The 24,577-nt window shown below is 54.0% G+C and carries 18 protein-coding genes; 9 read left to right on the forward strand and 9 right to left on the reverse strand.

Translation table 11 applies throughout. The features are described 5' to 3' along the window. Nucleotides 1-334 precede the first annotated feature (334 nt). Together Q0W94_RS11325 and Q0W94_RS11330 are read left to right on the forward strand one after the other, a co-directional pair. Nucleotides 335-988, forward strand: coding sequence for an FHA domain-containing protein (locus Q0W94_RS11325; RefSeq protein ID WP_297759239.1), 654 nt, complete (start codon nt 335-337; stop codon nt 986-988). Further along, nucleotides 988-1,890, forward strand: coding sequence for a tRNA (5-methylaminomethyl-2-thiouridine)(34)-methyltransferase MnmD (locus Q0W94_RS11330; protein ID WP_297759242.1), 903 nt, complete (start codon nt 988-990; stop codon nt 1,888-1,890). The genes Q0W94_RS11325 and Q0W94_RS11330 overlap by 1 nt, the downstream gene beginning before the upstream one ends. On the opposite strand, the gene Q0W94_RS11335 is transcribed toward Q0W94_RS11330, so the two are convergent. Both Q0W94_RS11335 and infC read right to left on the reverse strand, forming a co-directional pair. Next, nucleotides 1,883-2,626 carry a M50 family metallopeptidase gene (locus Q0W94_RS11335; RefSeq protein WP_297759245.1) on the reverse strand — a complete coding sequence of 248 codons (744 nt, stop codon included), beginning with the start codon at nt 2,624-2,626 and terminating at the stop codon, nt 1,883-1,885. The two genes, Q0W94_RS11330 and Q0W94_RS11335, sit on opposite strands and share 8 nt — an antisense overlap. Nucleotides 2,627-2,642: 16 nt before the next feature. Continuing rightward, on the reverse strand, nt 2,643-3,137 hold the full coding sequence (gene infC / locus Q0W94_RS11340; RefSeq protein WP_051372785.1) for a translation initiation factor IF-3: 495 nt from the start codon (nt 3,135-3,137) through the stop codon (nt 2,643-2,645). Nucleotides 3,138-3,440: 303 nt separating this feature from the next. On the opposite strand from infC, the gene Q0W94_RS11345 reads away from it, so the two are divergent. The 3 genes from Q0W94_RS11345 to Q0W94_RS11355 all read left to right on the forward strand — a co-directional run bounded on the left by Q0W94_RS11345 (nt 3,441) and on the right by Q0W94_RS11355 (nt 10,280). Then, entirely contained in the window at nt 3,441-4,649 is a 1,209-nt protein-coding gene (locus tag Q0W94_RS11345; protein WP_297759247.1) for an efflux RND transporter periplasmic adaptor subunit, read from the forward strand. A gap of 6 nt (nt 4,650-4,655) precedes the next feature. Then, entirely contained in the window at nt 4,656-7,790 is a 3,135-nt protein-coding gene (locus Q0W94_RS11350) for an efflux RND transporter permease subunit (protein WP_297759249.1), read from the forward strand. A 63-nt stretch (nt 7,791-7,853) separates the two neighbouring features. Next, nucleotides 7,854-10,280 carry a DNA topoisomerase (ATP-hydrolyzing) subunit A gene (locus Q0W94_RS11355; RefSeq protein ID WP_297762431.1) on the forward strand — a complete coding sequence of 809 codons (2,427 nt, stop codon included), beginning with the start codon at nt 7,854-7,856 and terminating at the stop codon, nt 10,278-10,280. Here Q0W94_RS11355 and tilS read toward each other — a convergent pair. After that, the gene (tilS, locus tag Q0W94_RS11360) at nt 10,201-11,235 is read right to left on the reverse strand and encodes a tRNA lysidine(34) synthetase TilS (RefSeq protein WP_315863130.1); all 1,035 of its coding nucleotides are present in this window, start codon (nt 11,233-11,235) and stop codon (nt 10,201-10,203) included. The two genes, Q0W94_RS11355 and tilS, sit on opposite strands and share 80 nt — an antisense overlap. Before the next feature lie 12 nt (nt 11,236-11,247). Then, a complete protein-coding gene (gene ccsB, locus Q0W94_RS11365) occupies nt 11,248-12,207 on the reverse strand; it encodes a c-type cytochrome biogenesis protein CcsB (protein WP_297759255.1) in 960 nt (319 codons plus the stop codon). A gap of 191 nt (nt 12,208-12,398) precedes the next feature. On the opposite strand from ccsB, the gene Q0W94_RS11370 reads away from it, so the two are divergent. Further along, complete coding sequence (locus tag Q0W94_RS11370) at nt 12,399-13,181, forward strand: YaaW family protein (RefSeq protein WP_297759258.1); 783 nt, start codon at nt 12,399-12,401, stop codon at nt 13,179-13,181. Here Q0W94_RS11370 and Q0W94_RS11375 read toward each other — a convergent pair. The 5 genes from Q0W94_RS11375 to Q0W94_RS11395 all read right to left on the reverse strand — a co-directional run bounded on the left by Q0W94_RS11375 (nt 13,178) and on the right by Q0W94_RS11395 (nt 21,990). Beyond that, nucleotides 13,178-16,177, reverse strand: a complete 3,000-nt coding sequence (locus tag Q0W94_RS11375; RefSeq protein ID WP_297759261.1) for a DEAD/DEAH box helicase — start codon at nt 16,175-16,177, stop codon at nt 13,178-13,180. The genes Q0W94_RS11370 and Q0W94_RS11375 overlap by 4 nt on opposite strands. Before the next feature lie 13 nt (nt 16,178-16,190). Beyond that, a complete protein-coding gene (locus Q0W94_RS11380; protein WP_297759263.1) occupies nt 16,191-16,997 on the reverse strand; it encodes a bifunctional diguanylate cyclase/phosphodiesterase in 807 nt (268 codons plus the stop codon). A gap of 83 nt (nt 16,998-17,080) precedes the next feature. Then, nucleotides 17,081-20,077, reverse strand: a complete 2,997-nt coding sequence (locus Q0W94_RS11385; RefSeq protein WP_297759266.1) for a PAS domain S-box protein — start codon at nt 20,075-20,077, stop codon at nt 17,081-17,083. 90 nt (nt 20,078-20,167) lie between these two features. Then, nucleotides 20,168-20,881 carry a tRNA (guanosine(37)-N1)-methyltransferase TrmD gene (trmD, locus tag Q0W94_RS11390; RefSeq protein WP_297759269.1) on the reverse strand — a complete coding sequence of 238 codons (714 nt, stop codon included), beginning with the start codon at nt 20,879-20,881 and terminating at the stop codon, nt 20,168-20,170. Continuing rightward, entirely contained in the window at nt 20,881-21,990 is a 1,110-nt protein-coding gene (locus tag Q0W94_RS11395) for a S49 family peptidase (protein WP_297759273.1), read from the reverse strand. Before Q0W94_RS11395 ends, trmD begins: the two co-directional genes overlap by 1 nt. A 211-nt stretch (nt 21,991-22,201) precedes the next feature. Between Q0W94_RS11395 and pipX the strand changes: the two genes are divergently transcribed. The 3 genes from pipX to Q0W94_RS11410 all read left to right on the forward strand — a co-directional run bounded on the left by pipX (nt 22,202) and on the right by Q0W94_RS11410 (nt 24,563). Beyond that, entirely contained in the window at nt 22,202-22,471 is a 270-nt protein-coding gene (gene pipX, locus Q0W94_RS11400) for a transcriptional coactivator PipX (protein ID WP_315863131.1), read from the forward strand. 438 nt (nt 22,472-22,909) lie between these two features. After that, entirely contained in the window at nt 22,910-23,152 is a 243-nt protein-coding gene (locus Q0W94_RS11405; RefSeq protein ID WP_297759278.1) for a thioredoxin family protein, read from the forward strand. Between the two features lie 94 nt (nt 23,153-23,246). Then, complete coding sequence (locus Q0W94_RS11410; RefSeq protein WP_297759281.1) at nt 23,247-24,563, forward strand: permease; 1,317 nt, start codon at nt 23,247-23,249, stop codon at nt 24,561-24,563. Nucleotides 24,564-24,577 lie beyond the last annotated feature (14 nt).

The raw sequence follows: 24,577 nt of genomic DNA on the forward strand, positions 1-24,577 counted from the left end.
AATATTCTGCCTAAATCAAGGTAAAAACATTTACAAAAACCTATCAATTTTTTAGCGCGACTGATGCCAGGGGGTAGGGCTAATGTGTCCCTTTGGTTAAGGAGGCCTGCTTTGTTCATCCTGAGTTCAAGAGTGATAACCAAACTACAGTGGTTGGGGTTTTGTGCTCCACGTTGACGCCCTAGTTTCTGACCCTCTTATCTCTTATTGAGAGGGGATGGGATTGTGGCCGGGGGATGATCGTTGCCCCTAGCTTTTTTTTGATATCTTTGGCAATTCTAGTCCGCAGGCTAAGATAGTGATTAGCTATCATCCATCAATCTAGGGTGTTCCCATGAGCGGTAACCGTGAGCACCATCTACTCAACATCGAGGATGAAACGGGTAAGCGCACAATCCCTTTGGAGGCGGCAACCTACTCCATTGGCCGCGATGTCACCAATGCGATTGTCATTCATGGTCACGGTGTCTCACGGCAACACGCCTTGCTGCTGCGGATTCCCTCACCAAATGGCTATCGCTATCGCGTGGTGGATGGTAATGCTGATGGTAAGCCCAGTGCCAACGGTATCCTAGTGAATGGCCAGCGAGTGCAAAGCCATGAGCTCAAAGATGGAGATGAAATTAACTTTGGTGGAGCCGTCAAGGCGCACTACGCCACCGTGTCGATGGGGGATGCGGAGTTTGTCAAATATTTGAAGAGCGTCAACTATCACAGTATTAAGGCAGTGCCGATGACCGCAACGATTACCCAAGCAGAGGAAGGTGCAGAGGATAAGCAATCAGAAGAAGAAACGAAATTTCATGCCACTCCCCCCCCGCTGCCCTCCAATGCTCCGCCACAGTCGGCGCCAACACCCAAATCTGCTTCCCCTTGGCTGCCCATTGTTGCCGGGATAGTTATTGTTCTTGCGATCGCGGGAATTGGCCTTGTGGTCATGAACCGACCCCCTGCCCCCCAACCACAGACCCCCACGCAAACGCAGTGATGGCCTCTTCCAAAAACTTAGCTCCTGCTTTGAACTCAATCTGGCAACCCCAACCCACCGCAGACGGCTCTTTTACATTTTTTTCTTCAGAGTTTGGCGAAACATTCCATAGCCTTGGGGGAGCGCGTCAAGAAGCCTTTGAAAAGTTTGCGATCGCCACCGCTTTGCCCCGCAAAGCCCAAGCCTCTCATCTGCGGCTTTTGGACATCTGCTATGGTTTGGGCTACAACACTGCCGCGGCGCTAGAGGTCATTTGGCAGCACAATCCCACCTGTCAGGTCACGATCATCGGCCTCGAGCTAGATGTGGGCGTTGCCCAAGCAGCTTTAGCGGTGATGCCCCCTTGGCCAGCAGCGGTTCAAGAGATTCTTGAGGGATTGGCTCAGCAACAGCGGGTGAGCACCCCACGGTGTGAGGCACGACTTTTAATTGGGGATGCCCGCCAAACGATTCAAGACCTCGTTTGCCAAGGATTCCAAGCCGATGCGATTTTTCTCGATCCCTTTTCACCCCAGCGCTGTCCGCAACTGTGGACGGTAGAGTTTCTCAGCTTAGTGGCTCAGTGTTTGGCACCGGCGGGGCATTTAGCCACCTATTGTCGCGCTGCGGCCGTTCGCTCTGCTTTACAGGCGGCGGGTTTACACCTTGGGACGCTGCCAATTGTTGCCCGCCAGCACAGCCATGAATGGGCACAGGGAACCGTGGCTCGCTGGCAACCAGATCAACTCATTCCCCTGTCGCTGATGGAACAGGAACATTTGCAAACCCGGGCGGGTATTCCCTACCGCGATCCCCACCTGCGGGATAGTGCCCAGACGATTCGATGGCGCCGCCAAGTGGAGCAGCAAACTGCTAACCGTGAGTCTACGAGTCGTTGGCGACACCGCTGGGGCATTACCTAGGGCGGGTATAGGCCACCTTGAGACTCCACAGCAGCAACCCCAAGGTCATCAGAGAAATGATTGCTCCCCACAGCCAATAGGGAAGCCAGAGGTACCGTTGAAGAAGCCCCGTATCGGAGAGCTGGCCCCCCGGAATGGCCTGGGTAAAAAGGTAGTCCACCTGCTGAAATGTGCTAATACAGGCCTGAACCCCAAGGAACTGAATGGCAATCCCCTTGAGCCAGCGATTGCCGCAATAGGCCACCAGCAGAATGGCAATCGCCACCAAGGTCATGAACACAATGCCAAAGAGCGATCGCACCCACAGCAGCAGCGAAACTAGGATCAGCATCCCCAGTGCTTTGAGACAGAGGTCTGTGGCACGATGGGAGCGGCTCGACAAAATAAAGAGACTGCCAGCGATCGCCGGTCCCAGTGGCCCGCCCATGGCGACTAAACCCTGTCCTAAATTTCCCAGGAGCACCTCGCCGCCATAGCGGGCAAATCCTGAACCATTGGGATTGATGACTAATTGCTGAAAGTAGCCCCCCAACAGAATTGCCGTGAGGCCATGCCCCATTTCATGGAACCATGTGGCCAAGATTGTAAAGGGATAGAGCAGATACTTCCCCAGGGGAATCTGCCAAAGAACAATTGTGGCCAGGGCGGCGATCGCCAGCAGCAGTGCCGAACCGGGTTTCTCACTGGCCGAAACGTCCAGCGGGGGGGATTTGGGGTCTGGACGAAAGCCAAACATACGCCCCCAGCATTGATTACCGCTTGGGTGCCAAAAACATGATCATATTGCGCCCTTCTTGCTTCGGTGCCTGCTGCACTTCGGCCACCGCTTGCAGGTCATTGGCCATACGGTTGAGGAGTTCTTCTGCCAAGTGGGAGTGCTGAATTTCTCGGCCTCGGAATGTCACCGTAGCCTTCACCTTGTCCCCGGCTTTGAGGAAACGCTCAGCGCGGTTGATACAAACGTTGTAATCGTGTTCTTCGATTTTGTAGCGCATCTTCACCTCTTTGACATCGGAGGTATGCTGCTTTTTGCGAGCTTCCCGCGCCTTCTTTTCCTGTTCAAAGCGAAACTTGCCGTAGTCAATAATTTTGCAGACGGGGGGATCTGCTTTGTCACTGACGAGAACCAGGTCAAGCTCCTTTTCGCGGGCGATCGCGATCGCCTCTTGGGACGACATAATCCCCAATTGGGACCCATCAGTATCCACCACCCGCACCCGCGGAAAACGGATGCGCTCATTAATCATGGGTTGTTCTTGCTGTGTTTTCTTGGTAAGAGCCACTGGTACCTGTACTGTCGTTGATAAAGGTTGGTGCAGGAATTGTCCTAGCCTCTAAGGTAGGCCAGAAATGACCCCCTGCCCCTTGCTCTACATCTTAGCGGAGGATTGCCAATAGAAGGTATTCTCTCCGCACCCCAGATATACAAAACTCATCATTAAACTAATCATTAAAGCAAAACTAATCATTAAAGCAGCACTCGCCATAGGTGCCTTTAGGCTAGACTGAGGGTACTTATTGCCTACGCTGGGTCCCATAGGGTCTGAGGTATGGTGCAACGGCAACTGTTCACATCAGCTCTCCTAGGAAGTCTTTGCTTCCTTGTTACCGCCTGTGGTCAACCAAAGGCAAAGGCTCCCCCCCCAGCGGCGCGGGTGAAACTTGCGGCGGTTCAAACGGAAACTCTCTCGCAAACCGCTGTTTACAACGCCTCTTTGCAATCCCGTGAGTCCATCACCCTCCAACCCCAAGTTTCGGGTCGAATTGCTCAAATCTATGTTCAAAACGGTCAGTTTGTCAATCAAGGTCAGCCCCTCATCCTCATTGACCCCTCAGAACAGCAAGCCGTTGTTGCTAGCAATTTAGCCGCGATTCAATCCGCTCAAGCCAATGTAGAGAATGCCCGCTCCATCCTCCGCGCCCTTGAAGCCCAGCGACGTGCCAATCTCGCCACCGTAGAGTTCAATCGGATTCAAGCGGAACGCTATACGGCCCTCCTGGCAGAAGGGGCTGTTGCCAAAGAACAAGCGCAGTCCTTCATCACCAGCTTTCGCACCGCCCAAGCAGCACTCCAACAAACCGAAGCCGATATTCGTGCCCAACAGGCCACCATTGCTCGCTTAGAAAAGGCCCTCCTTGCTGCCCAAGCTAACGCCCAGCAGCAGGCCGTTGTCCTGAACTGGTTTCAGGTGCGCGCTCCCTTTAGTGGTGTTGTTGGCAATATTCCCCCCAAAGTGGGCGATTTTGTAACCCCCCAAACCAACCTCCTCACCCTGACCTCAAATCAACCTTTAGAGGTCTATATTCAAGTGCCCATTGAGCAGATCTCCCGCATTCGGGTGGGAACGCCGGTGGAGTTAGTAGATATGAATGGCAGTGTTGTCGGTAGGAGTTCCGTTTTTTTCATTGCCCCCAACACCACCAACAATACCCAAACTATTTTAGTTAAAGCCCTCTACAACAATACTCGGAATAATCTCCGTGCCGATCAACAAATTCAAGCCCGTATCATTCTCGATCAGCAACCGGGGATTCTGGTGCCGACGACGGCTGTCTCCAATCTTGCCGGCCAAAACTTTGTCTTTGTCGCCGAAAAAGACACCGAGGGCAACATGATTGCCAAACAAAAGCCCATTCAAGTGGGGGCGATCCAAGGGAACAGATATCAAGTTTTTCAAGGCCTCAAACCGGGAGAGCAAATTGTTGTCTCGGGAATTCAGCGCCTGCGCGATGGTGTGCCCATTACTCCTGAGTCTTAAAAGAGCATGATTAGCAATTTTTTTATTAAGCGCCCCGTTTTTGCAACAGTTTGTTCTCTACTAATTATTCTGGTGGGGGCGATCGCGCTGCCAACGCTGCCCATTGAGTACTACCCTAACGTCAGACCACCGACAATTCAGGTGTCTGCCAACTATGCCGGTGCTAATGCTGAAACCGTCGAAACGAATGTCACCACGATCCTAGAAACGCAAATTAATGGCGTGGAAGGGATGGATTACATTGACTCCACCAGTAATAGCTTTGGCAACAGCAATATCACGATTACCTTCACTGAGGGCTATGACGAAAACATTGCTGCGGTAGATGTGAATAACTTAGTTGCCTCTGTTACCTCACAACTGCCACCAGAGGTCATTAACACTGGGGTCAATGTTAGCAAATCCACGAATCAGATTGTTTTGGCCTTAGCCCTGTACCCAGAGGAGGGCTACGACTACGATGCCACCTTCATCAGCAATTACGCGACCCTCTATGTGGTACAACCGCTGCAACGTCTGAAGGGCGTAGGAAAGGTTCAGGTCTTTGGTCAACGCACCTATGCGATGCGGATTTGGCTTGATCCCAATCGCTTAGCCAGTCGCGGTCTCACGGCTCAGGATGTGGTGCGCGCTCTCTCTGATCAGAACGTCCAAGTGGGGGCCGGGATTATTGGTGCCCCCCCAGCACCAGAGGGACAGGAGTTTCAAATTTCCATTCAAGCCCAAAGTCGCTTGGCCTCAGAAGAAGAGTTTGCCGACATTATTGTTCAGCGCGGTGAAGATGGTTCCGTGGTTCGCATTCGCGATGTCGGTCGCACCGAGCTCGGAGCACAAAACTACAACACCAACTTTCAGTTTGATGGTCGTAACGCGGTCGGGATTGGTATCTATCAACTCAGTAGTGCCAACGCCCTCGACATTGCCCGTGCTGTGGAAGCGGAGATGGCTATTTTAGCCGAGAAATTTCCGCCGGGCCTGAAATGGAGTACGGGATTTAGCACCACCGATGCGGTGCAGGAGTCGATCAAAGAGGTGGTCATTACCCTGATTGTGGCCATCATCCTTGTGATTGCGGTGATCTTTTTATTTCTTCAAGATTGGCGTGCCACAATTATTCCATCGGTGACGATCCCCGTCTCGTTGATCGGCACTTTTGCGTTTATGAAGGCTTTTGGGTTCTCGATTAACAGTTTGACCCTGTTTGGTCTGGTGCTGGCGACGGGGCTGGTGGTGGATGATGCGATTGTGGTCGTGGAAAATGTTACCCGTCTCATCGAAGACGAGGGCATGACTCCCCAAGAAGCGGCCAGTCGCTCAATGGCGGAAGTCACCGGCGCGTTGATTGCCACCTCATTGGTGATGATGGCGGTCTTCATTCCCGTGGCCTTTTTTCCGGGAGTGACTGGGCGGCTGTATCAGCAGTTTGCTTTGACGATTGTCTTTGCGATCGCCCTTTCTACTTTTAATGCCTTAACCCTTTCTCCCCCTTTGTGTGCCCTGCTCCTACGGCGGGAACGTCCCCCGATGGCGAACTTTATCTTGTTTCGCTGGATTAACCGCTTGATTGCAAGAACGCGGCGGGGCTATGCGCGAAGCCTAAATGTGATTGTGCGACTAAAATACTGGGTGCTGGCGGGTTTTGTCGCACTGCTGGGGGTGACCTACTGGCTATTTCAGATCGTTCCCGGTGGCTTTGTCCCCCAAGAGGATCAGGGCTATTTTGTCACCCTCATACAATCACCCCAAGGGGTCTCCCTAGAATACACGAGTAATATTGTCTTCAAAACAGCGGAGGCGATCGCCCAAAATCCAGCGGTCGAACATACCTTTGCCATTGCCGGCTTTAGCTTCTTTGGCACCGGTTCAGATAAAGGAATTATCTTTACGAGTCTCAAGCCTTGGTCACGGCGGCCAACCCTTGATCAGTTGCTACCCCAGTTTCAGAAGGTGGTCGCGGGTGAACTCGGAGCAGTGGTATTTTCGTCCAATGTGCCGACCATTAACCTTGGTGGGAGTGGCCTTGGCGGCTTTGATATGCAGGTGATGGACCAGCAGGGTCTAGGTCTTGAAACCCTTGCAAGTTCGGTGAACGAGCTGATCCTAAAAGCAAATAGCACTCCCGGTTTTGTTGCTGTTAATACCCCCTTTGCCATTAATGCTCCCCAGTTAAATGTGACGGTTGATCGCACCCGCGCCCTTGCCTTGGGGATTTCCCTCAAGGACATTTTTAATGCTATGCAGATTTACTTGGGGTCGTTATACGTTAACCAATTCACAATCTTTGCCCGCAGTTACCAAGTGATTGTGCAGGCGGATAAGCAGTTTCGCTCGAATCCCGATGACATCAACCGCATCTATGTGCGTTCAGAGCAAAATGCCCTCATTCCCCTCAGTAATCTCGTAAAAATTGAAGAGGTCTCGGCACCGCCCATTATTTATCACCATAACTTGTTCCGTTCGGCAGAGGTGACCGGCCAAACTGTGCCGCCCCTCAGCGATCGTCAAGCGATAATGACAATGGCCTCTTTGGCTGAGGAGGTTCTCCCCACTGGTATCGGCTATAGCTGGACGGGGTTATCCCTAGAGTCCATCCGCTCCGCAGGCCAAGCACCGTTGATTTTTGGCCTTGGTCTGGTGTTTGTGTTCCTCGTGCTCTCAGCGCAGTACGAAAGCTATATTGACCCCTTGATCATCATCCTTGCGGTGCCTTTGGCAATCATGGGTGCTTTGCTGGCACAGTGGTTGCGGGGGCTGAATAATGATGTATTTTGCCAAATTGGCTTGGTGATGCTGATTGGCCTCGCCAGTAAGAATGCGATCCTGATTGTGGAGTTTGCCAACCAAATTCGTGAAAGCAAGGGCAGTGGCATTGTCAAGTCGGTGATTCATGCGGCCGAAGAACGGCTGCGCCCCATTTTAATGACGGCAATCTCCTTCATTTTGGGCATCTTCCCCCTGGTCATTGCCACGGGGTCTGGCGCAAAATCCCGTCACTCCTTGGGAACCAGTGTCACGGGTGGCATGATTGCGGCCACACTCCTCAGTTTCTTTGTGGTGCCGATTATTTACATCCTCATTAAGGAAATGGTGGCACAGCTAACCAAGGAGAAGCCTGAGGAAGCAACACCAACGGAGTCTTAACTTCCTTTACAATTCGCAAAACTCTTGTATTGTGGGGAATGATCCTTTGGCTTGTTCGTGATCATGCCCAAACAACTGGATTTGCTGACCCCTGGACAGGTGATTCCTACAGCAGTGCACAGTGAAATGCAGCGCTCCTATCTGGAGTACGCCATGAGTGTAATTGTGGGGCGGGCGCTACCAGATGTACGGGATGGGCTAAAACCAGTACATCGGCGCATTCTCTATGCGATGTACGAGTTGGGGCTGACGCCCGATCGCCCCTTTCGCAAGTGTGCACGGGTCGTGGGGGATGTGCTGGGGAAATATCACCCCCACGGGGATCAAGCGGTCTATGAGGCACTGGTGCGCTTGGTGCAGCCCTTTAGTAGTCGCTATCCGCTGTTGGCGGGGCATGGCAATTTTGGCTCCATTGATGATGACCCACCGGCGGCAATGCGCTATACGGAAACGCGCTTGGCAGCGATCGCCCACCGCACGCTACTGGAGAATATCAGCAATGCCATTGTGGATTTTGCTCCCAACTTTGACAGTTCCCAAGCAGAACCATTGGTGTTGCCGGCGCAACTACCGATTTTGCTGCTGAATGGCTCAACGGGAATTGCGGTGGGCATGGCTACAAACATTCCACCCCACAATCTGGGGGAAGTGGTGGATGCACTGATTGCTCTCATTGACCGACCCCATCTTTCCCTAGAGGAGCTCCTCACCCATCTGCCGGGGCCAGACTTTCCCACGGGGGGCGTAATTGTGGATGGGGGAGGATTGCGACGCGCCTACAGGACGGGTCGAGGAACAATTACACTGCGGGGAGTGGCAACCCTTGAGGATATTGCGCCCGGACGCGGCCGCCACCGCCGCCAAGGGATTGTGGTGACGGAGTTACCCTATCAGGTGAATAAGGCGGCATGGATTGAAAAGGTGGCAGATTTGGTGAATCAAGGTCGCCTTGAGGGCATTGCCGATCTGCGGGATGAGAGTGATCGCGAGGGGCTGCGGGTGGTGATTGAACTAAAGCGGGATGCCCCAGCGGCGCAACTCTTGGAGCAGCTCTATCACCTAACAGCGTTGCAAGTGACCTATGGCATCAACTTGATGGCACTGGTGGACAATCAACCCCGCCAGCTCTCCCTCAAGGAGATCCTCGGGGAGTTTTTGCAGTTCCGCGAAGAGACGCTGCTGCGGCAATATCGCCATGATCTCGAAACAGCCCAAGCCCGCCAACAGGTGGTGACGGGACTCTTAATCGGCCTCAATGCCGTGGAGCAGGTGATTGAGATTGTGCGCTCGGCGGCGGATGGCAGTGCTGCCCAGCGGGAATTGATGACCCGCTTGGGTTTAAGCGATCGCCAAGCTAGTGCCCTGATTGCCATGCCCCTACGCCGTCTCACCCAACAGGAACGCCAAGAACTAGAACGGGAACAGGCGGAGCTGCAAGGGCGGATTGCCCAATTACAAACCCTGATTCACCAGCGGCCTGAGCGCCTCAAGGCACTGAAGAAAGAATTGCGGCAGTTGAAAAAAGAATTTGGCGACCCTCGCCGTACCCAAATTCTGAGGGAAACCCCTGCCCCTGAGGAAGTCCCTGCTGGTGGGGGTGATGCCCTCTGGATAGAAATTCGTGATCGCGGCTATGGTCGCTGCCTGCCCCAGCCCCGTCGCCGTAGTCTGCCGTTGCAAACGTGGCTACCGTGGTCAGAGCCATTGCCCTTGGGTTTCTCGGTACAGGCCAGCGATCGCCTGTGGGTGTTTACGGAAAGTGGCAGGGTCTATCCGCTGCCTGTGGAGCGACTACCCCTCACCAGCCGCCGCGAGGGCGATCGCGGCCACCCCCTCCTGACCCTCCTACCGGAGTCAGCCCAAGGGGAAAGCCTCCTTACTGTCTTGCCCAGTCAAGTCACAGCGGACAAGCTCATTCTGCTGACGCGCCAAGGTCGCCTCAAGGTCATTCCCATCTCAGACCTGCAAGACCTGAGTGGGCGCGGCCTGCAACTCACCAAACTGAAGGCGGGGGATGCCCTTGGTTGGGTATTGCCTGCGGACAGGGGTCATTTGGTGTTGGCCACCTCGCGGGGGCGGGTGTTTCACTTTTTCATCCCCGACATTCCAGCTTTGGGACGGCTGAATCAAGGGCAAGCGGCGGTGCGCCTCAGTGTGCCGGAGACCTTGGTGGGGGCGATCGCCCTTTCGGAACCAGAGAATGTTATCCTCGTTACCGCTTCAGGTCTGGGTAAACAAGTGCCCTTGCCCCTAATTGAAGTTGTACCCCTCGGTCATTTAGGTCAATTGGCGATGCCCTTGCCGCAAAGATCGGATCGCCTGGCGGGCATTGGCCGTGGCGGTAGTCCCCTCGCACTGGTGACGACCCAAGAACGGGCCTGGATCACCAATGGGGAAGAGATACCCCTCCTTAATAAAGAGGCGATGGGGGTGGCGATCGCTCCCCTTGACCCGGGGGAACAGGTGCAGGCGGTGGTGGCGTTGGCCTGACTAATTCAATCCAGGGGCCACAGACCCGCAGGTGCTGCCCCCCCGGCAAAGTGGCACTTTGGCTGCCATTGCCTGCCGCAATCAGAAAACGCACCGCTTCAATCAGGTTAAAATCAATGCCCCGTTTTAGATGCTGCCGCAGAAAGCGCCAGATTAAGCGGCGTTGCAGAGCAAGGGGCAATTCCCGGAGGCGCAACCGATCTAAGGCCGGCGGATGCTCGCGGATCACTGTGGGGGCAAGACGCTCCACCTCAGCCTCGAAATAGGCGCGATCGCCAGCAAGCAGCTCAGCAGTTTGGGCAAGCACCTCTTCCACATTGGCATTGAAGTGCTGTTGTAAATAGGGGATTAACTGCAAACGCAGCCGATTGCGGCGATACGCCAAATTGTGGTTGGTTTCATCCTGCCAGATGGGCAATCCGTAGGCTTGGCAAAAAGCAGCGGTTTCAGCGCGGGTCATGCCTAGGAGCGGGCGCACCAACTGAATAGCGCCCAAGGAACGGCTGGGCAAGAGGGTGGCGAGGCCATCGGGGCTAGTGCCCCGCAGCAGATGCAGTAATAGACTTTCAGCGCGATCGCTCTGGGTATGGGCTGTCACCACATGGGTGCAATCCAACGCCTTGGCCACGCTCTCAAAGACTTGGTAGCGCCATGAACGGGCGGCGGCCTCAGTTTTCGGCAGCTCAGGGGCACTCACCACCTCACAGGGTAGATGCCATTTCTGCGCTAGCTGTTGGACAAAATTGGCATTGGCGGTGCTATCTGCACGCCAGCGGTGATCACAATGGACCGCCACCAAAAACCACTGCCAGTGGGGCTGTAGATCCAGCAACAGGCGCGTTAAACAAACGGAGTCTTGCCCCCCCGAGAGAGCAATGAGAATCCGTGATCCCACAGGAAGCCATTGCTGGATTTTTAAGGTGGTATGCAGGCGGGCGTGGTGAATGCCCCACACGGGCACAACTCACTAGAAAAACCAACCGTAGGAGTGTAGGCCCTTCCCCAGCAGATTCACCCCCAGGTAGCAGACCCAGACCACCCCAAAGCCAACCGTGGCAAGAATCGCCGGTTTACGCCCTTGCCAATCGCGGGTAATGCGGGCATGGAGATAGGCAGCATACACCAGCCAAACAATCAGTGCCCAAGTTTCCTTTGGATCCCAACTCCAAGGTGCGCCCCAAGCCTCGTTGGCCCATACGGCACCGGAGATAATGCCAATCGTCAACAGGGGAAAGCCCAGACCAATCATGCGGTAGCTCAGGTTATCGAGGGTTTCGGCTAAAGTCAGGCGTTGCACACTCAATTGCAGCGCTGGTGGGGTGAGTACCCCTGTGCCACCGCCCCCCATCGAGGATTCTAGGGAAGGTTCTGGCGGGCGACTGCGGAAGCCACCTGTTCCCACAGAACTCCCCTTGAGGTTGACGGGCTTGCCCCAGGTGACGATAAGAAAGGCGATCGCCAGCAGGGAGCCCACCATCAAGGTGGCATAGCTGAGCATCATCACACTGACGTGCATCATTAACCAGTTGGACTTAAGAGCTGGCACTAGGGGGGCCGACTGTTGCATCTCCGGGGGCAGAGAGAGGGCAGCCAAGGCCGTAATTCCCATTGCAACGGGTGCGGTGACAACTCCCACAAGGGGCTGGCCACTGATGGACTCAGCCACAAAGTGCATGGCCGTCAGCCCCCAACACAGGAAAAAGAGGGATTCATAGAGATTACTGATGGGAAAGTAGCCCCCCTCAATCCAGCGGGCCGCCAGCAGGCCAGTGATACAGAGGTTAGCGATCGCTATCCCCGTGCGACCGGCAGCGGTCAGCAGCGGCCACTGGGGAAATGCTGCCCCGCACCAGTAGAGCAACATGGTGATAAAAAGCACCGCAAAGGCGGTATTATCGAGCCAACCTTCTAGGGTCAATAAATCCATAGGTTTTCGTATTGCCAGCCTGCTACTCTTTTGTATTGTACTGTTTGTACTGTCCGAACCGCGCTTTTCTGGGATAGGGGAGTGTGTTCCATTCTTAGGAAGAAGGGCTTACCACAATTTAGCCTGAATCCCTATAATCAGGGGTGAAGCATCATCCTATTCTATTGTGCTGCTGCTGGAGCAAGAACCCCATGAATGAGCTACGGGCTGCGCTGGAATTGGCGACGGAGGAGGAGTTGCAAGACCTAACAGAAATTCTGTTTCGTCGTCGGCTCAACCCCTTGGACTATCTAACCACGCCGGATCCCATTGCGGTACAAGCCCAAGATCGTCAAGCCTGGTTAGATGACATTGAAGAGCGGTTTCGCTTTTTGGCAGCCGATGGTTTGACGGTGCTCAAGGGCAAAGCCCAGCAAATCAGCTATCGGCAAACTTTGATGCGGGTCTGTCGCTACTTAAAAATTAAGTTTTCCCCCAGTTGGACGGTGCCTGAACTGGAAATGGAGATCTTCTTCAATGTGTTGCAGCGGATGTGGAAAAAGCTGGGGGATCAGGATCGGCGGGTCTTGGCCGCCCAAATTCAAGAGAGCTTGCCGGAACTGCGCCATGGCCACCCCATTTCCATGGAAATGGTGCGCTTAATCCTAGAGGGAAGTGCCGCGATCGCCGTCAGTTCTGTTGTGCGCTCCATGGTGGTACAGCAGGTGGCACGGCAGTTTGCGATTCATTTTGCTGGCTCCAAGCTCTCAATTATCCCCTTGGTGTCACGGGGGGCAGCCATGGGGGCCGCTCGATTGGCAGTGGGGCGCAGTCTCTTGGCCTTTGCCAGTACTGCCCTCTGGGTATGGTTTATTGCCGATTTGGGTTGGCAAGCCATTGCCACTAACTATGCCCGCATTATTCCCACCATTTTTGCGATCGCCCAAATTCGTCTTTTGCGGGGTGAACAGGCCGCCCAGTGGGCGATGGCCTAGAGGGTGATCAGCCGCTCTTTGTCCAAGGTGAGCAGGTGCCGCAGCTGGTCGAGGTTGAGTTCAGTCAGCCACTGTTCGCCGCTCCCCACAATCATTTCTGCAAGGGCTTTTTTCTGTTCGATTTGCTCGTGGATCTTTTCTTCAAGGGTACCCGTGCAGACAAATTTATGGATTTGGACATTGCGGCCTTGACCAATGCGGAAGACGCGATCGCTGGCCTGATTTTCTACCGCTGGGTTCCACCAGCGATCGTAGTGAAAGACATGGTTAGCGCGAGTCAGATTGAGACCCACGCCCCCTGCCTTGAGGGAAAGAATAAAGACCATGGGGGCTTCGGGATCGTGCTGAAAGCGTTCCACCATGAGTTCCCGCTGGGCTTTGGGGGTGCGTCCTGAGAGGAAAAACACCTCCTGCTGCAGCACCTTTTCCAGGTAGGTTTTCAGGTGGGTGCCAAACTCAGCAAATTGGGTAAACACCAAGGCGCGATCGCCCACTTCCTGAAGCTCTTGCAACATTTCTATTAGGCGTTGCAATTTACCTGAGCGAGCGGGGGCATAGTCTTCTTGGTGGAGATACTGGGCGGGATGGTTACAGATTTGCTTCAGCTTGGTCAGGGTGGCCAAGATATTGCCCCGCCGCTGGATGCCTTCGCTATTTTCGATGGCAGCAAGGGAGTCTTCCACCACAGCACTGTAAAGCTGCAGCTGCTCCAGGGTGAGGCCACAATACACCAGCATCTCCTGTTTTTCGGGCAGGTCTTGAATAATACTGCGGTCGGTTTTCAGGCGCCGCAGAATGAAGGGTTGGACATAGGTGCGCAGGGCGTTGAGGGAGCTGGTGTCGCCATAGCGTTCAATGGGACGGACATAGCGGTGTTGAAAGTAGGTGCGATTGCCCAAGTACCCCGGATGGAGGAAGTCCATAATTGACCAAAGTTCGAGCAGGCGGTTTTCTAGGGGGGTTCCCGTCAGGGCAATGCGAAACTGGGCGGAAAGTTCCCGCGCCGCTTGGGACTGTTGGGTGTTGGCATTCTTGATGTTTTGGGCTTCATCCAGTACCAAATGCTGCCACAGAATCTGTTGTAAGGTGGTGCGATCGCGCTGCAGGAGGGCATAACTGGTAAGAATCAAGTCATGGCTTTCCACCATTGTGAGGAAGGCCTTGCCCCTGGGGCGATCGCTCCCGTGGTGGACATAGGCCCGCAAGGTGGGAGCAAACTTTTGGCACTCCCGCAGCCAGTTCCCCAGCACCGAGGTAGGACAGATCAACAGTGTCGGTCGGTAGGCACGTCCCGTTTCCTTGAGGTGGAGCAAAAAGGCCAACAGTTGAATCGTTTTCCCCAAACCCATATCATCCGCCAAGCAAGCCCCCAGCCGCCAGCGTTCCAAAAAACTCAGCCACGCCACCCCCCGTGCCTGGTAGGAGCGCAGTTCACCACAAAACTCCTGGGGTGTCGGCACTGGATCAAGGCTTTGTTTGCCCGTGAGGCCATCCAAGAGTGTCTGCAGCGCATCATTGGGGTCTAAGCCAAGAATCGGCAACTTAGCCACCGTCACCGTATCCCCCGTAGCAATGCGCAGGATATCGGCAAGGGAGAGTTGGGTCTTGGGGGGAGACTGGAGAAACTCTTGAGCCGCCTTGACCTGTTGGGGGCGCAACAGCACCCACTCACCATTGAGATAAACCAGGGGCGTCCCTTGGCGGCGCAGTTGATCAAAATCTGCTTCCGAGAGGGGATGCTGCCCCAACTGCAACTGCCACTGAAACTGCATCAAGCTGTCAATACTCAAGCCGCTAGGGGCCGTCGGCGGCAATGTGGCAATTATTTTTAGACCCAAGCAATGTTGGGCGCTATTGCGGCGCAAACTCGGTGGCAAAATGATCGCAACCCCCTGCTGCTCCAGGGGCGCAATTGCACTTTGCAAGAAGGCATAAACTTCGGTGGTCTGCAGCGTCAGACCCTCAGGGGAGCGTTGTTGAAGACTGCGATCGAGGGGACGATAAATGCGGGAGGCCAAGCCCAATCCCCGCAGCAGGGTTTCTTGGGGCTGCCAGAGCACCTGCCCTTGATAGAGGAGGGCCTCTTGGGTGCATTGCCAAATCGCGGCTGCCGTTAGCATGGTGTCCGTTTCCCCTTCAGTTTGCAGCCCAAAGACCAGGCGCCAGTCACCATCGGCAGTATCTGGAGGTACCAGTTGCAGAGCCAGTCGCCACTGGGGACGCAGATCCAACTGCTCACGGTAGGGTTCTTGCCAGCGGTGCAGTCGTTCAATCAGGGAAGGCGGCAGTTCTGTGGCTTGACCTGTTTTCAGGAGCCCCAGCCAGGGGCTATGCTCTTTGGCTAGGCCCACTTTGGGCAATTCGAGGTCAGCAAGGACAGTGCGCAGATAACCCTGTAATGTCTGCTGGAGAAAATCCGCCAGCAGGTCTGAAGCATGGGGCGGAAACTGCAACGCCGTGCCATCGGCTTGATAACAGCGACACAAATCGGGCATCTGCCGGCTAAATTGGCGGAAGCGATCGCGATCGCCCCGATGGGTTAGCAGAACTCGCCACCCCTCAGCCGTTGGCAGGTATTGGCCGCGCACAATTAAATCTAGCAACCAGCGACTAACGTGCAACCAATAGCGCAGATCCTCGCCGATAGACCCACTATTTGGGTCGTGAAGGCTGAGTTGATGCAGTTGTGCCAAAACAGCCGTGGCGGGGATTGCCCAACCGGGCACCCGCCATAAAAACAGGGGTTCCCCCTTGACTGCCGCAAGGGGTGGCGGCAGCAGTTGATGTCCCTGAATCTGTGCTGGCAAGGCAACGTAAGTGGAACTTGGGCAGGCTGGCTCCCCAATAGGTATTTTGCTCGGGGTGGCGTAGGGATAAACTGGCAGAGCGGACGGCTCCCAAGGCGTGATTGCCTGGGTGAGCGATCGCCATTCTTCCGCCCAAATGAAAAACTGTGGCGCTGGCCCTAGGAGCCACGTGCCATGTAAAATAGCCATGCCAATATTTTAATTAATGAGAATAAGCTTTCAGGAGCCATTCGAACTCTTCGGGGGGCAGGGGAGGGGCAAAGAGATAGCCTTGACCGTAGTCACATCCCAGTTCCTGAAGTATTTGCAGTTGTCTTGGTGTTTCAATGCCCTCCGCAATAGACCGGTAGCCCAACTGCTGGCTCAGGAGTAAAATCATGCGGGTAATTTGCACGTTACGTTCGTTTTCCTCCAGTTGGCTGATAAAGGAACGATCTACCTTGAGGTGTTGAATCGGGAGGCTGTGGAGATAGCTGAGGCAGGAATACCCTGTACCAAAGTCATCAATGCTAATTTCAATATCGCGATCCCTGAGCAATTCCAGCAAACTCAGGATTTCACTCCCCAGTTCAATCCCAATCCTTTCGGTGAGTTCCAGCAGCAGCTGCCCTCTGGGCAGGGGGTATCTCTGCTGAAGGGTATCCAGATACTTGAAGAAAGTGGCATCCTGGAGTGTCTTGGCAGAGACATTGACACTAAGTCTCAAGTCGGCTGCGATATCAGACTGCCGTTGCCAAGTCCAGAGCTGCCGACAGGCCCGCTCGAGAATCCACTGATCCAACGCCACGATCAACCCTGTCTCCTCGGCAATGGGAATAAAGTGTGCCGGTGAGACTAGACCCCGCTCAGGGTGTTGCCAGCGCACCAAGGCCTCCATGCCGACCAATTGCTGGCTCTTCAAATGGAAAATCGGTTGGTAAAAGAGTTGCAATTCCCCACCCTTCAGGGCGTGGCGCAGATCATGTTCAAGGTGGAGCCGCTCTAGAACCTGTTTGTGCATCTCGGCCATTAAAGACAGCATAGCGCTTTGTTAACTGCCTTTTAGCCGCATACATAGCAATATCAGCATCCCTTAGGACGGCTATACCAGTTTCATACTCGTTTTGGGCAAAAGACAACGCCGATACTCGTACTGAGGAAAATTTGCCGCTCCTCCAACCGCAGGGGTTCCTGAAGGCGATGGATAATTTGTTCGCAAAGGGCGATCGCCCTCTGGAGGTTGGGCACCTCAGTAAGCAGAATCGCAAACTCATCTCCGCCCAAGCGAGCCACTGTGTACCGATTCTCAACGAGACACCGCAACCAACTGGCGAAAGTAATTAGAATTTGGTCCCCCACCCCATGGCCGAGACTGTCATTAATGACCTTAAAGCGATCCAGATCCAAAAATAGCACTGCATAGTGAAACTCAGGATTTGTTTGCGCCTGGGTAATTGCTGCTGCCAATTGCTCCATGAAGTACAGCCGGTTCGGCAGTCCGGTCAAAGCATCATGATAGGCTTGCCGATGCAGTTGAATCTGCACTTTTACTCGAGCAGTGACATCGCGGGAGGTTGTCTGTAGGTGGTGCAATTGACCGTGACTGTTGTAGCAGGGTTTAACTAAGGTCTCCAGCCACAGGGTATCCCCTTGGGCAGTACAAACCTCATAGGTCATAGGCCAGAACCTTTGTTGCTGAATCATCTGCTCGAGTTCTTGGTTGACTCGCGATCGCTCCCGATCAGAAGCACAAAGCCGGCTAAAATGCCGGCCAAGCAGCTCTTGCGGAGGGATTCCCAACAGGGTTTGACAGGAGGGACTCACGTAGAGACATTGCCACTGCAGATCGTAAAGCCCAATAATATCGCTGGTATTTTCCGCCAGGAACCGATAGCGTTCCTCACTTTCCCGCAGCGCCAGTTCAGTGGCTTTGCGTTCTGTAATATCAATGTTGGTCCCCACCACTTTACAGGGCTGGCCGTGCTCATCGTGAATCAATACTGCTTCACTGTGGAACCAGCGGTAGGTGCCATTGCAATGGCGGAGCCGAAAATCAATATTGTACTCTGCCTCGCCGCGTAGGAACTGGCGGTAGGCGGCGATAGCGCGATCGCGATCCTCTGGGTGGAGTCGCTCCTCCCAATCCTCAAGACTGGCTTCCTTGGCGGTGTCAGCATACCCCAATTGCCTTCTGTAGCTCGAGGAGACATAGAAGCTCCCTGTCCGTAAATCACAGAAATAGAAACCGATATTGGAGACCCGTGCCGCTAACTCTAACTGCGCCTGTTGTTCCTTGAGGCGCGTCTCCGCCACCTGCCGCTCAGTGACATCCAAAACTACGGTGTACCAGATAACAGCGCCATCGCTCTCCCGGGTGGGTTGACCAGCCCCCTCCAGCCAGCGGACTTCTCCTGTGGTGGGATGAATGATGCGCCATTGACAAAACCAAGGGGTCAAGGTTTCAGCTGAACGCAGCACAGATTGCCACGTGGCTTCTCGATCCTCGGGATGCACAAGCTGCCACAAACATTCACCATCGGCGGCCGCTGCCTCTGCCGGCACGTCCCAGAGACGTTCGCACATTGGATTGAGGTAAAAGGCACAGTTGCGGCCATCGGGATATTGCTTATAGCAGAAAATGGCGCCAGGCAAGTGAAGCGTCGCCAAGCGAAAGCGTTCCTCACTGGCGCGCAGAGCAGCCTCAACCCGTCGCCGTTCAGCCAGGTCCTGTTGGGCTTGCCGGTGCAGGGTGGCTTGGTAAACGGCCACCTCCAACTGGGTGGCAATTGCCCGGGCAAGGTCAATTTCTGCCCTTGACCACGCATGGGGTTGAGGGTAGGTAAATAGGCTCAAGCTCCCCCAGAGGCGATCTGCCACCATCAAGGGAATCAGTAACCATGCTCCCGGAAAACGAATTGCCAGTTCCTGGTTAATGGGATCGCTAATTTCACGGGTATCGGCAATAATGACGATGTTCCCTGCTTTTAGATCCGCGGCAAAAGGGTTGGCGCGATCGGGAATTTCAAAACCATCATGACGCGAAAAGTTGGGATCATGGTGATACTCGGCAATATGCCGCCAGACTCCCTGCTCCGGTAAATACTGCACCACAACCGCATCAACCCCTAGCCCTACCTGGGCAACTTCCCGCACAGCCGTCTCAAAGATTGTGTCGAGATCAAGGGAGTTGCGAATCGCTTGCATAACGCGGTTCAGGGCTTGCTCCCGCAGTAACTGTTCTTTGAGAGCGGTAATATCACGAGCCACAGATTGAATTTCCCTGAGATTGCCCTCCGCATCAAAAATGGCGGTGTTCATCCATTGCGTCCACCGCAATCCATGCTGGGGATGATACACACGGTTTTCACTGACAAAGGTAGGGGCATTGGGACGCAGTTGAGCCACTTTTTCTAGAAGCGAAGATAAATCTTCGGCGAGAACAAATTCCGACCAAGGGCAACCAATGACTGCCGAAGCGGGGCGGCTAAAGAACTGACAAAAGGCGTCATTGGCAAATGTAATGGTGGTATCAGGTCGGGAGCACAAGACTAGGTCTGATTGATTTTGCAGAATCTCACAGTAACGGTTGGCCTGGGCTTGCCAATAGTCTTTTAGTATTTGTTGTTCGAGTTCACGGCGCTTGCGGGCACTAATATCCCAAAATGTACTGATACTAAATTCCACCTGACCTTCCGGATCAAAGATCGGACTAGCCTGCACTTCCACTGTGAGTCGGCGATCCCCATACTGCACCTCTAGCTCCACTGGCAGTAATGTGAGTCCCTGCAGGGCTTGAATCCCGGGCAGCTCATCCTTGGGATAGGGGCGATCGCTACCGCAGTAGAAAATCTTTAGATCCGCACAAATTTGGCTAGGCGTTGCCTCAGGGTCCTCAACACCCAACAGGGCGCGTCCAGCGGGGTTCATGTAAATAATCTCGCCAGTGACATCATAAAGAGCAACACCAACGGGCAAAACGGACAGAACCGCCGCTAGATAGTGTTCGAGATCACAGCCAACCTGCGTTTGGAATAGCTGAAGTAGCCCTTGGGTAGAGCCTGCCAAGGGCCGCGAATCAACAGTAAAGGAGCGTAGTGAGGAAGTATCCATGGAAAGCAGGTTGCAAAGCCTCTAAGTGAGGAGAATTTGCCTTGAGACTAGCACAGTTTTTCCTATGTGTAGCCCATAGTTTAACGGTTTTCAATTAGTTTTAGCTTGCCCCTGGGTTCGAGCTAGCCATCGAGCATAAAGATCAGGGCGGCGCTGTCGTGTGCGCTCAATTTGCTGTGCCCGTCGCCAAGCCGCGATTTTTCCGTGATCACCAGAAAGTAACACTGGCGGCACTGCCCAGCCCCGAAATTCTGCGGGTCGGGTGTAGTGGGGATAATCCAGCAAACCATCTTCAAAGCTCTCTTGATGGAGTGAGGCAGCTTTACCTACCGTGCCCGGCAGAAGTCGCAGCACACCATTGATAATCACAAGGGCCGGAATTTCACCACAGGTCAAGACAAAATCACCAATGGAGATTTCTTGGGTGACTAAGTGCTCAACAACCCGCTCATCCACGCCCTCATAGTGACCACAAAGGATGACGAGCTGATCCCGCTCCTGGGACCAGTGCCAGAGGTGCTGTTGGGTGAGGGGCTGCCCTTGGGGGGTAACATAGATGACTTCGCGCCGCGGCAAAGAGGGCAGCGATTCCACGGCAGCAAACAGGGGGTCTGGCTTCATGACCATGCCCACACCACCGCCATAGGGTTCATCATCTACCCGCTGGTGCTTATCGGTGCTAAAGTGCCGTGGATTGGTTAGGATAACCTCCGCAATGCCCCGCGCCAAGGCTTTGGCCATGAGGCCGCTGCTGAGGGGTGAAGCAAAGAATTCAGGAAAAAGAGTAATAATGTCAAAGCGCATTACTGACGGTGGCAAGAGAGGGAACCATAGTAGGCAAGGGCACGCAATTGACCAAGGGCACAAAGTTGCTCTTGTTTCCACATCCGTTGGGTTGCTAGTGCCGGGGGCGGTGACTGAACGCCAAAGAGTTGATTGATCAAGGGGGAGCGATCGCGCCGAAAACGGACAATGGCATATTCTCCCTCCTTGAGATTGGCAGCCCTGGCGAGGGCGTTCAGGGTTTCTGGGCGGCTGCGGGTACCATCGATGAGACGGTAGCGCTGCGCCTGATCGTTACTGAAAATCATCGCTCCCATTTCGTTGCGAATAACGCTGGGATCAATGCCCCGTGCCTGGGCCACATGATTAATAAACTTGGTGTATTCCTGCTCAAGGCCAGCTTGGAAGACCTGAATTTCTTGGGGGGTGAGGCGACGGAAGGGATTGCCAATATCTTTGCTGCGGCCAGCGCTCAGGGTCCGTTCTTCGATACTATTGGCGGTGACACCTCCCATCAGTAGGCCGTTATCGAGGCTAGTGGGGCGATCGTAGTAGAAAACACTGGGACCGAGAATGCCAATACTGCCAACCATGCTGCCATGATCAGCGTAGATCTTATCCGCTGTCACCATTGCCCAGACCCCTCCGGAAGCGGCAATACCCTCAATAAAGGCATAGACAGGTTTTTGGGTTGCTTTGCGGTAGCTCCTAATGCCCTCGGCGATCGCCTGTGAGCCAAAAATCGTGCCACCGGGAGTGCTGATATTGACAAAGACGGCCTTAATAGTTTTATCCTTAACAGCTTCTGCCAACTGCTGCTGCACTTCATAGCCGTAGGTGACACCCACAAGAGGGGCAAAGAAGCTATCCTCTTCGTTTTGGGGGCTGCCTAGAATTGGACCAATAATGTCAATCCTAAGAATGCGATCGCGACTGCTCTCCTTGCCGCTGATATGTTCGTAGGGACTTGTTTCACTGGCGGGCGCCAACAAGATGCCGAGGAGGGCAAAAAAAACCGTGGCACTGAAGCCCACCACCCCCAGGGTGAAAAAAAAGGTCAGCGTGCCAAAAAAGATCACACCGCAGCGGTGAAACACACTAGGCCAAAAGGGGGGAAGTGAACGCGCCATGGATAAACAGAGGGAAGGGTTTGGGTATAATCTGAACAGCTTTTCAGCGAAGCCTCTTCAGTGTTTTAATGACTAAATTAACTTGAACTAAATTTATTTTAGCCATAGTAGGCGGTCTTCTCTTGTTTTTCCTCCTCACGACTTATCCTTGCCGTCTTGGCCTGTCATTATCCTTTTGCGAGGTAGGTTCTCTTTTCTAATGAAGCCCCCGATTACTGCTGAGCAGTATCTCAATCATCCCACCTTTGGCTTGCTCTATGGGGTATGTCCTCTAGATGAGCATCGGCAACTCTTTACAACCTTGTATGCCCAGCGGCTCTTTTTCGTTGTTACTCAGCGGCCGGAGGGTGTGGAGTTTCAATCCATTAGTCGCACGGATGCGCGAATGCTCATTGAACAGCGGTTGCGATCGCTGCGCCGTCTTCGCAAAATGACCGAGTACCAGAGCCTGGCAGCGATTCATCATCAAGCTTTCCTGTAGTGTTCCGGGATTGGTGAGGGATGATGCATTAAGGCAGCGGCGCAGCGCTGAGGTATCCGTTTTCAGACGCTGTACCACCATGGTACTCCCATAAACCCATTGGCCACTTGCCCTGCCGGCGGCGCAGTGCTGCGAGCTACCAGAAATATGCCGGGATGTTGAACAATTGCAATTGATCCAACGGGCAGAGGCCCTTAGGTTCCATCTTCAGGAAATCCGGCAGTTCTTAGATCTGCGGCAACACTGGCCACTGACCTGCGGGCCGGTCTATAACCAACTGCCAACAGAAGATTGCCGCTATTGATGCTCGCATCCAACAGCTCTTTTGGGGGCTTGTGTTACTCAATTTTGAGTTTATAGTAAATTTATAATATAGTTATGTAGTATAGAGTGTTATGATAAAAGCGTTCAATGCCCTACCCGAGGGAAAGGTGAGTGATGGCTGAGTTAATCGTTGATATTCTGGGCACAGGATGTAAAAAGTGCCACCAATTAGAGGCCAATGCGCGCGCAGCCCTGGCACAGCTCAATTTGACCGCTCAAGTCAATCATATTACCGATCCTTTAGCGATCGCCGACTCTGGTGTCATGCGAACCCCTGCACTGCGGATTAATGGACAAGTGGTCTCCCAAGGCAGCGTGTTGGATACCCAGGAGATCGTTGCTTTTCTGCCCCACTAAAATGCAAGTCAGAAAGGGAGTGCCCATTATTTAGTACTTAGCAAATTAGTCCTTAGCAAAGAAGAAAGCAATAGCATCTTGCCAGGAGAAAGCAATGGCATTTTGGCAGGGACAATGGAAGTCACTATTGGTGACGATTGGCGGGTTTTTGGTATGTTTTTACTTACCCGTTGAATCACTACAGCAGTGGCAGCGCCTGCAGGCGGCTTTTTGGAGTGCTCTCTATCTGGTGCGCTGGTATGCCCAGGAGCATGTTCTGCTGTGCTTGGTTCCGGCCTTCTTTATTGCAGGGGCGATCGCTGTTTTCCTGAGTCAAGAGGCCATCATGAAGTATCTAGGGGCAGAGGCCCCCAAGACCCTAGCCTATGGTGTGGCAGCGGTATCAGGTACGATTTTAGCGGTGTGCTCTTGTACAGTCTTGCCACTGTTTGCCAGTATCTATCGGCGAGGGGCGGGTTTGGGGCCGGCTATTGCCTTTTTGTATTCTGGTCCCGCCATTAATGTGTTGGCGATTATTCTGACGGCACGGGTGTTGGGTCTCTCGCTGGGGGTGGCGCGGGCAATCGGGGCCATCGTTTTTAGTGTTGTGATTGGTTTGCTGATGGAGGCTCTCTTTCCTACCCCGGTCAGTGCCGCAGCCGTGAATACGGCCACCGCTAGCGGGAACGAACCAAGGCATCCCCTGTGGCAGCAGGTCGTCCTCCTGGGAGTGCTGGTGGGCATACTGGTCTTTGCCAACTGGGTGCAACCGACAACCGATGCCTCCCTCTGGCAGAGCATCGCCCTCGGCAAATGGTGGCTGACGGGTCTGTTGGCTCTTATGTTGAGCGGTCTGCTGGTGGTGTGGTACCACCTTAGCCCGGCCAAGGTACTTCTGGCGATCGGTGTCACCGCTCTACTTGCATGGCGATTTGCGGCCTCACCACTAGTGCCCTTTAGCGCTGGCATTGTTGGCATCAGTTGGCTGACCAGTACTGGTCCGAAAGAAGCGAGGGCTTGGTTTGAGTCCACTTGGGAGTATACCCAACAAATTTTACCCCTGCTGCTGTTGGGAGTGCTTATAGCAGGTTTCCTCCTAGGCCGTCCGGGCAGTGAGGCCCTCATTCCCAGTCAGTGGATTACAACGGCTGTAGGGGGCAATTCGATTGTTGCCAATTTCTTGGCAGCCCTCTCCGGCGCGCTAATGTACTTTGCAACCCTAACCGAAGTTCCGATTTTGCAGGGTCTTTTGGCCAATGGCATGGGACAAGGTCCTGCACTGGCACTGCTACTGGCCGGTCCAGCCCTATCCCTGCCCAATATTCTGGTTCTGCGCCAGATCATCGGCTGGCGCAAAACCCTGACCTATGGGGCGTTGGTGGTGCTGATGGCAACCTTGACCGGAATTGCCTATGGCTCCCTTTGGCCCTAAAACAGATAGATTTG

This window comes from Thermosynechococcus sp., from assembly GCF_025999095.1.
Taxonomy (GTDB): domain Bacteria; phylum Cyanobacteriota; class Cyanobacteriia; order Thermosynechococcales; family Thermosynechococcaceae; genus Thermosynechococcus.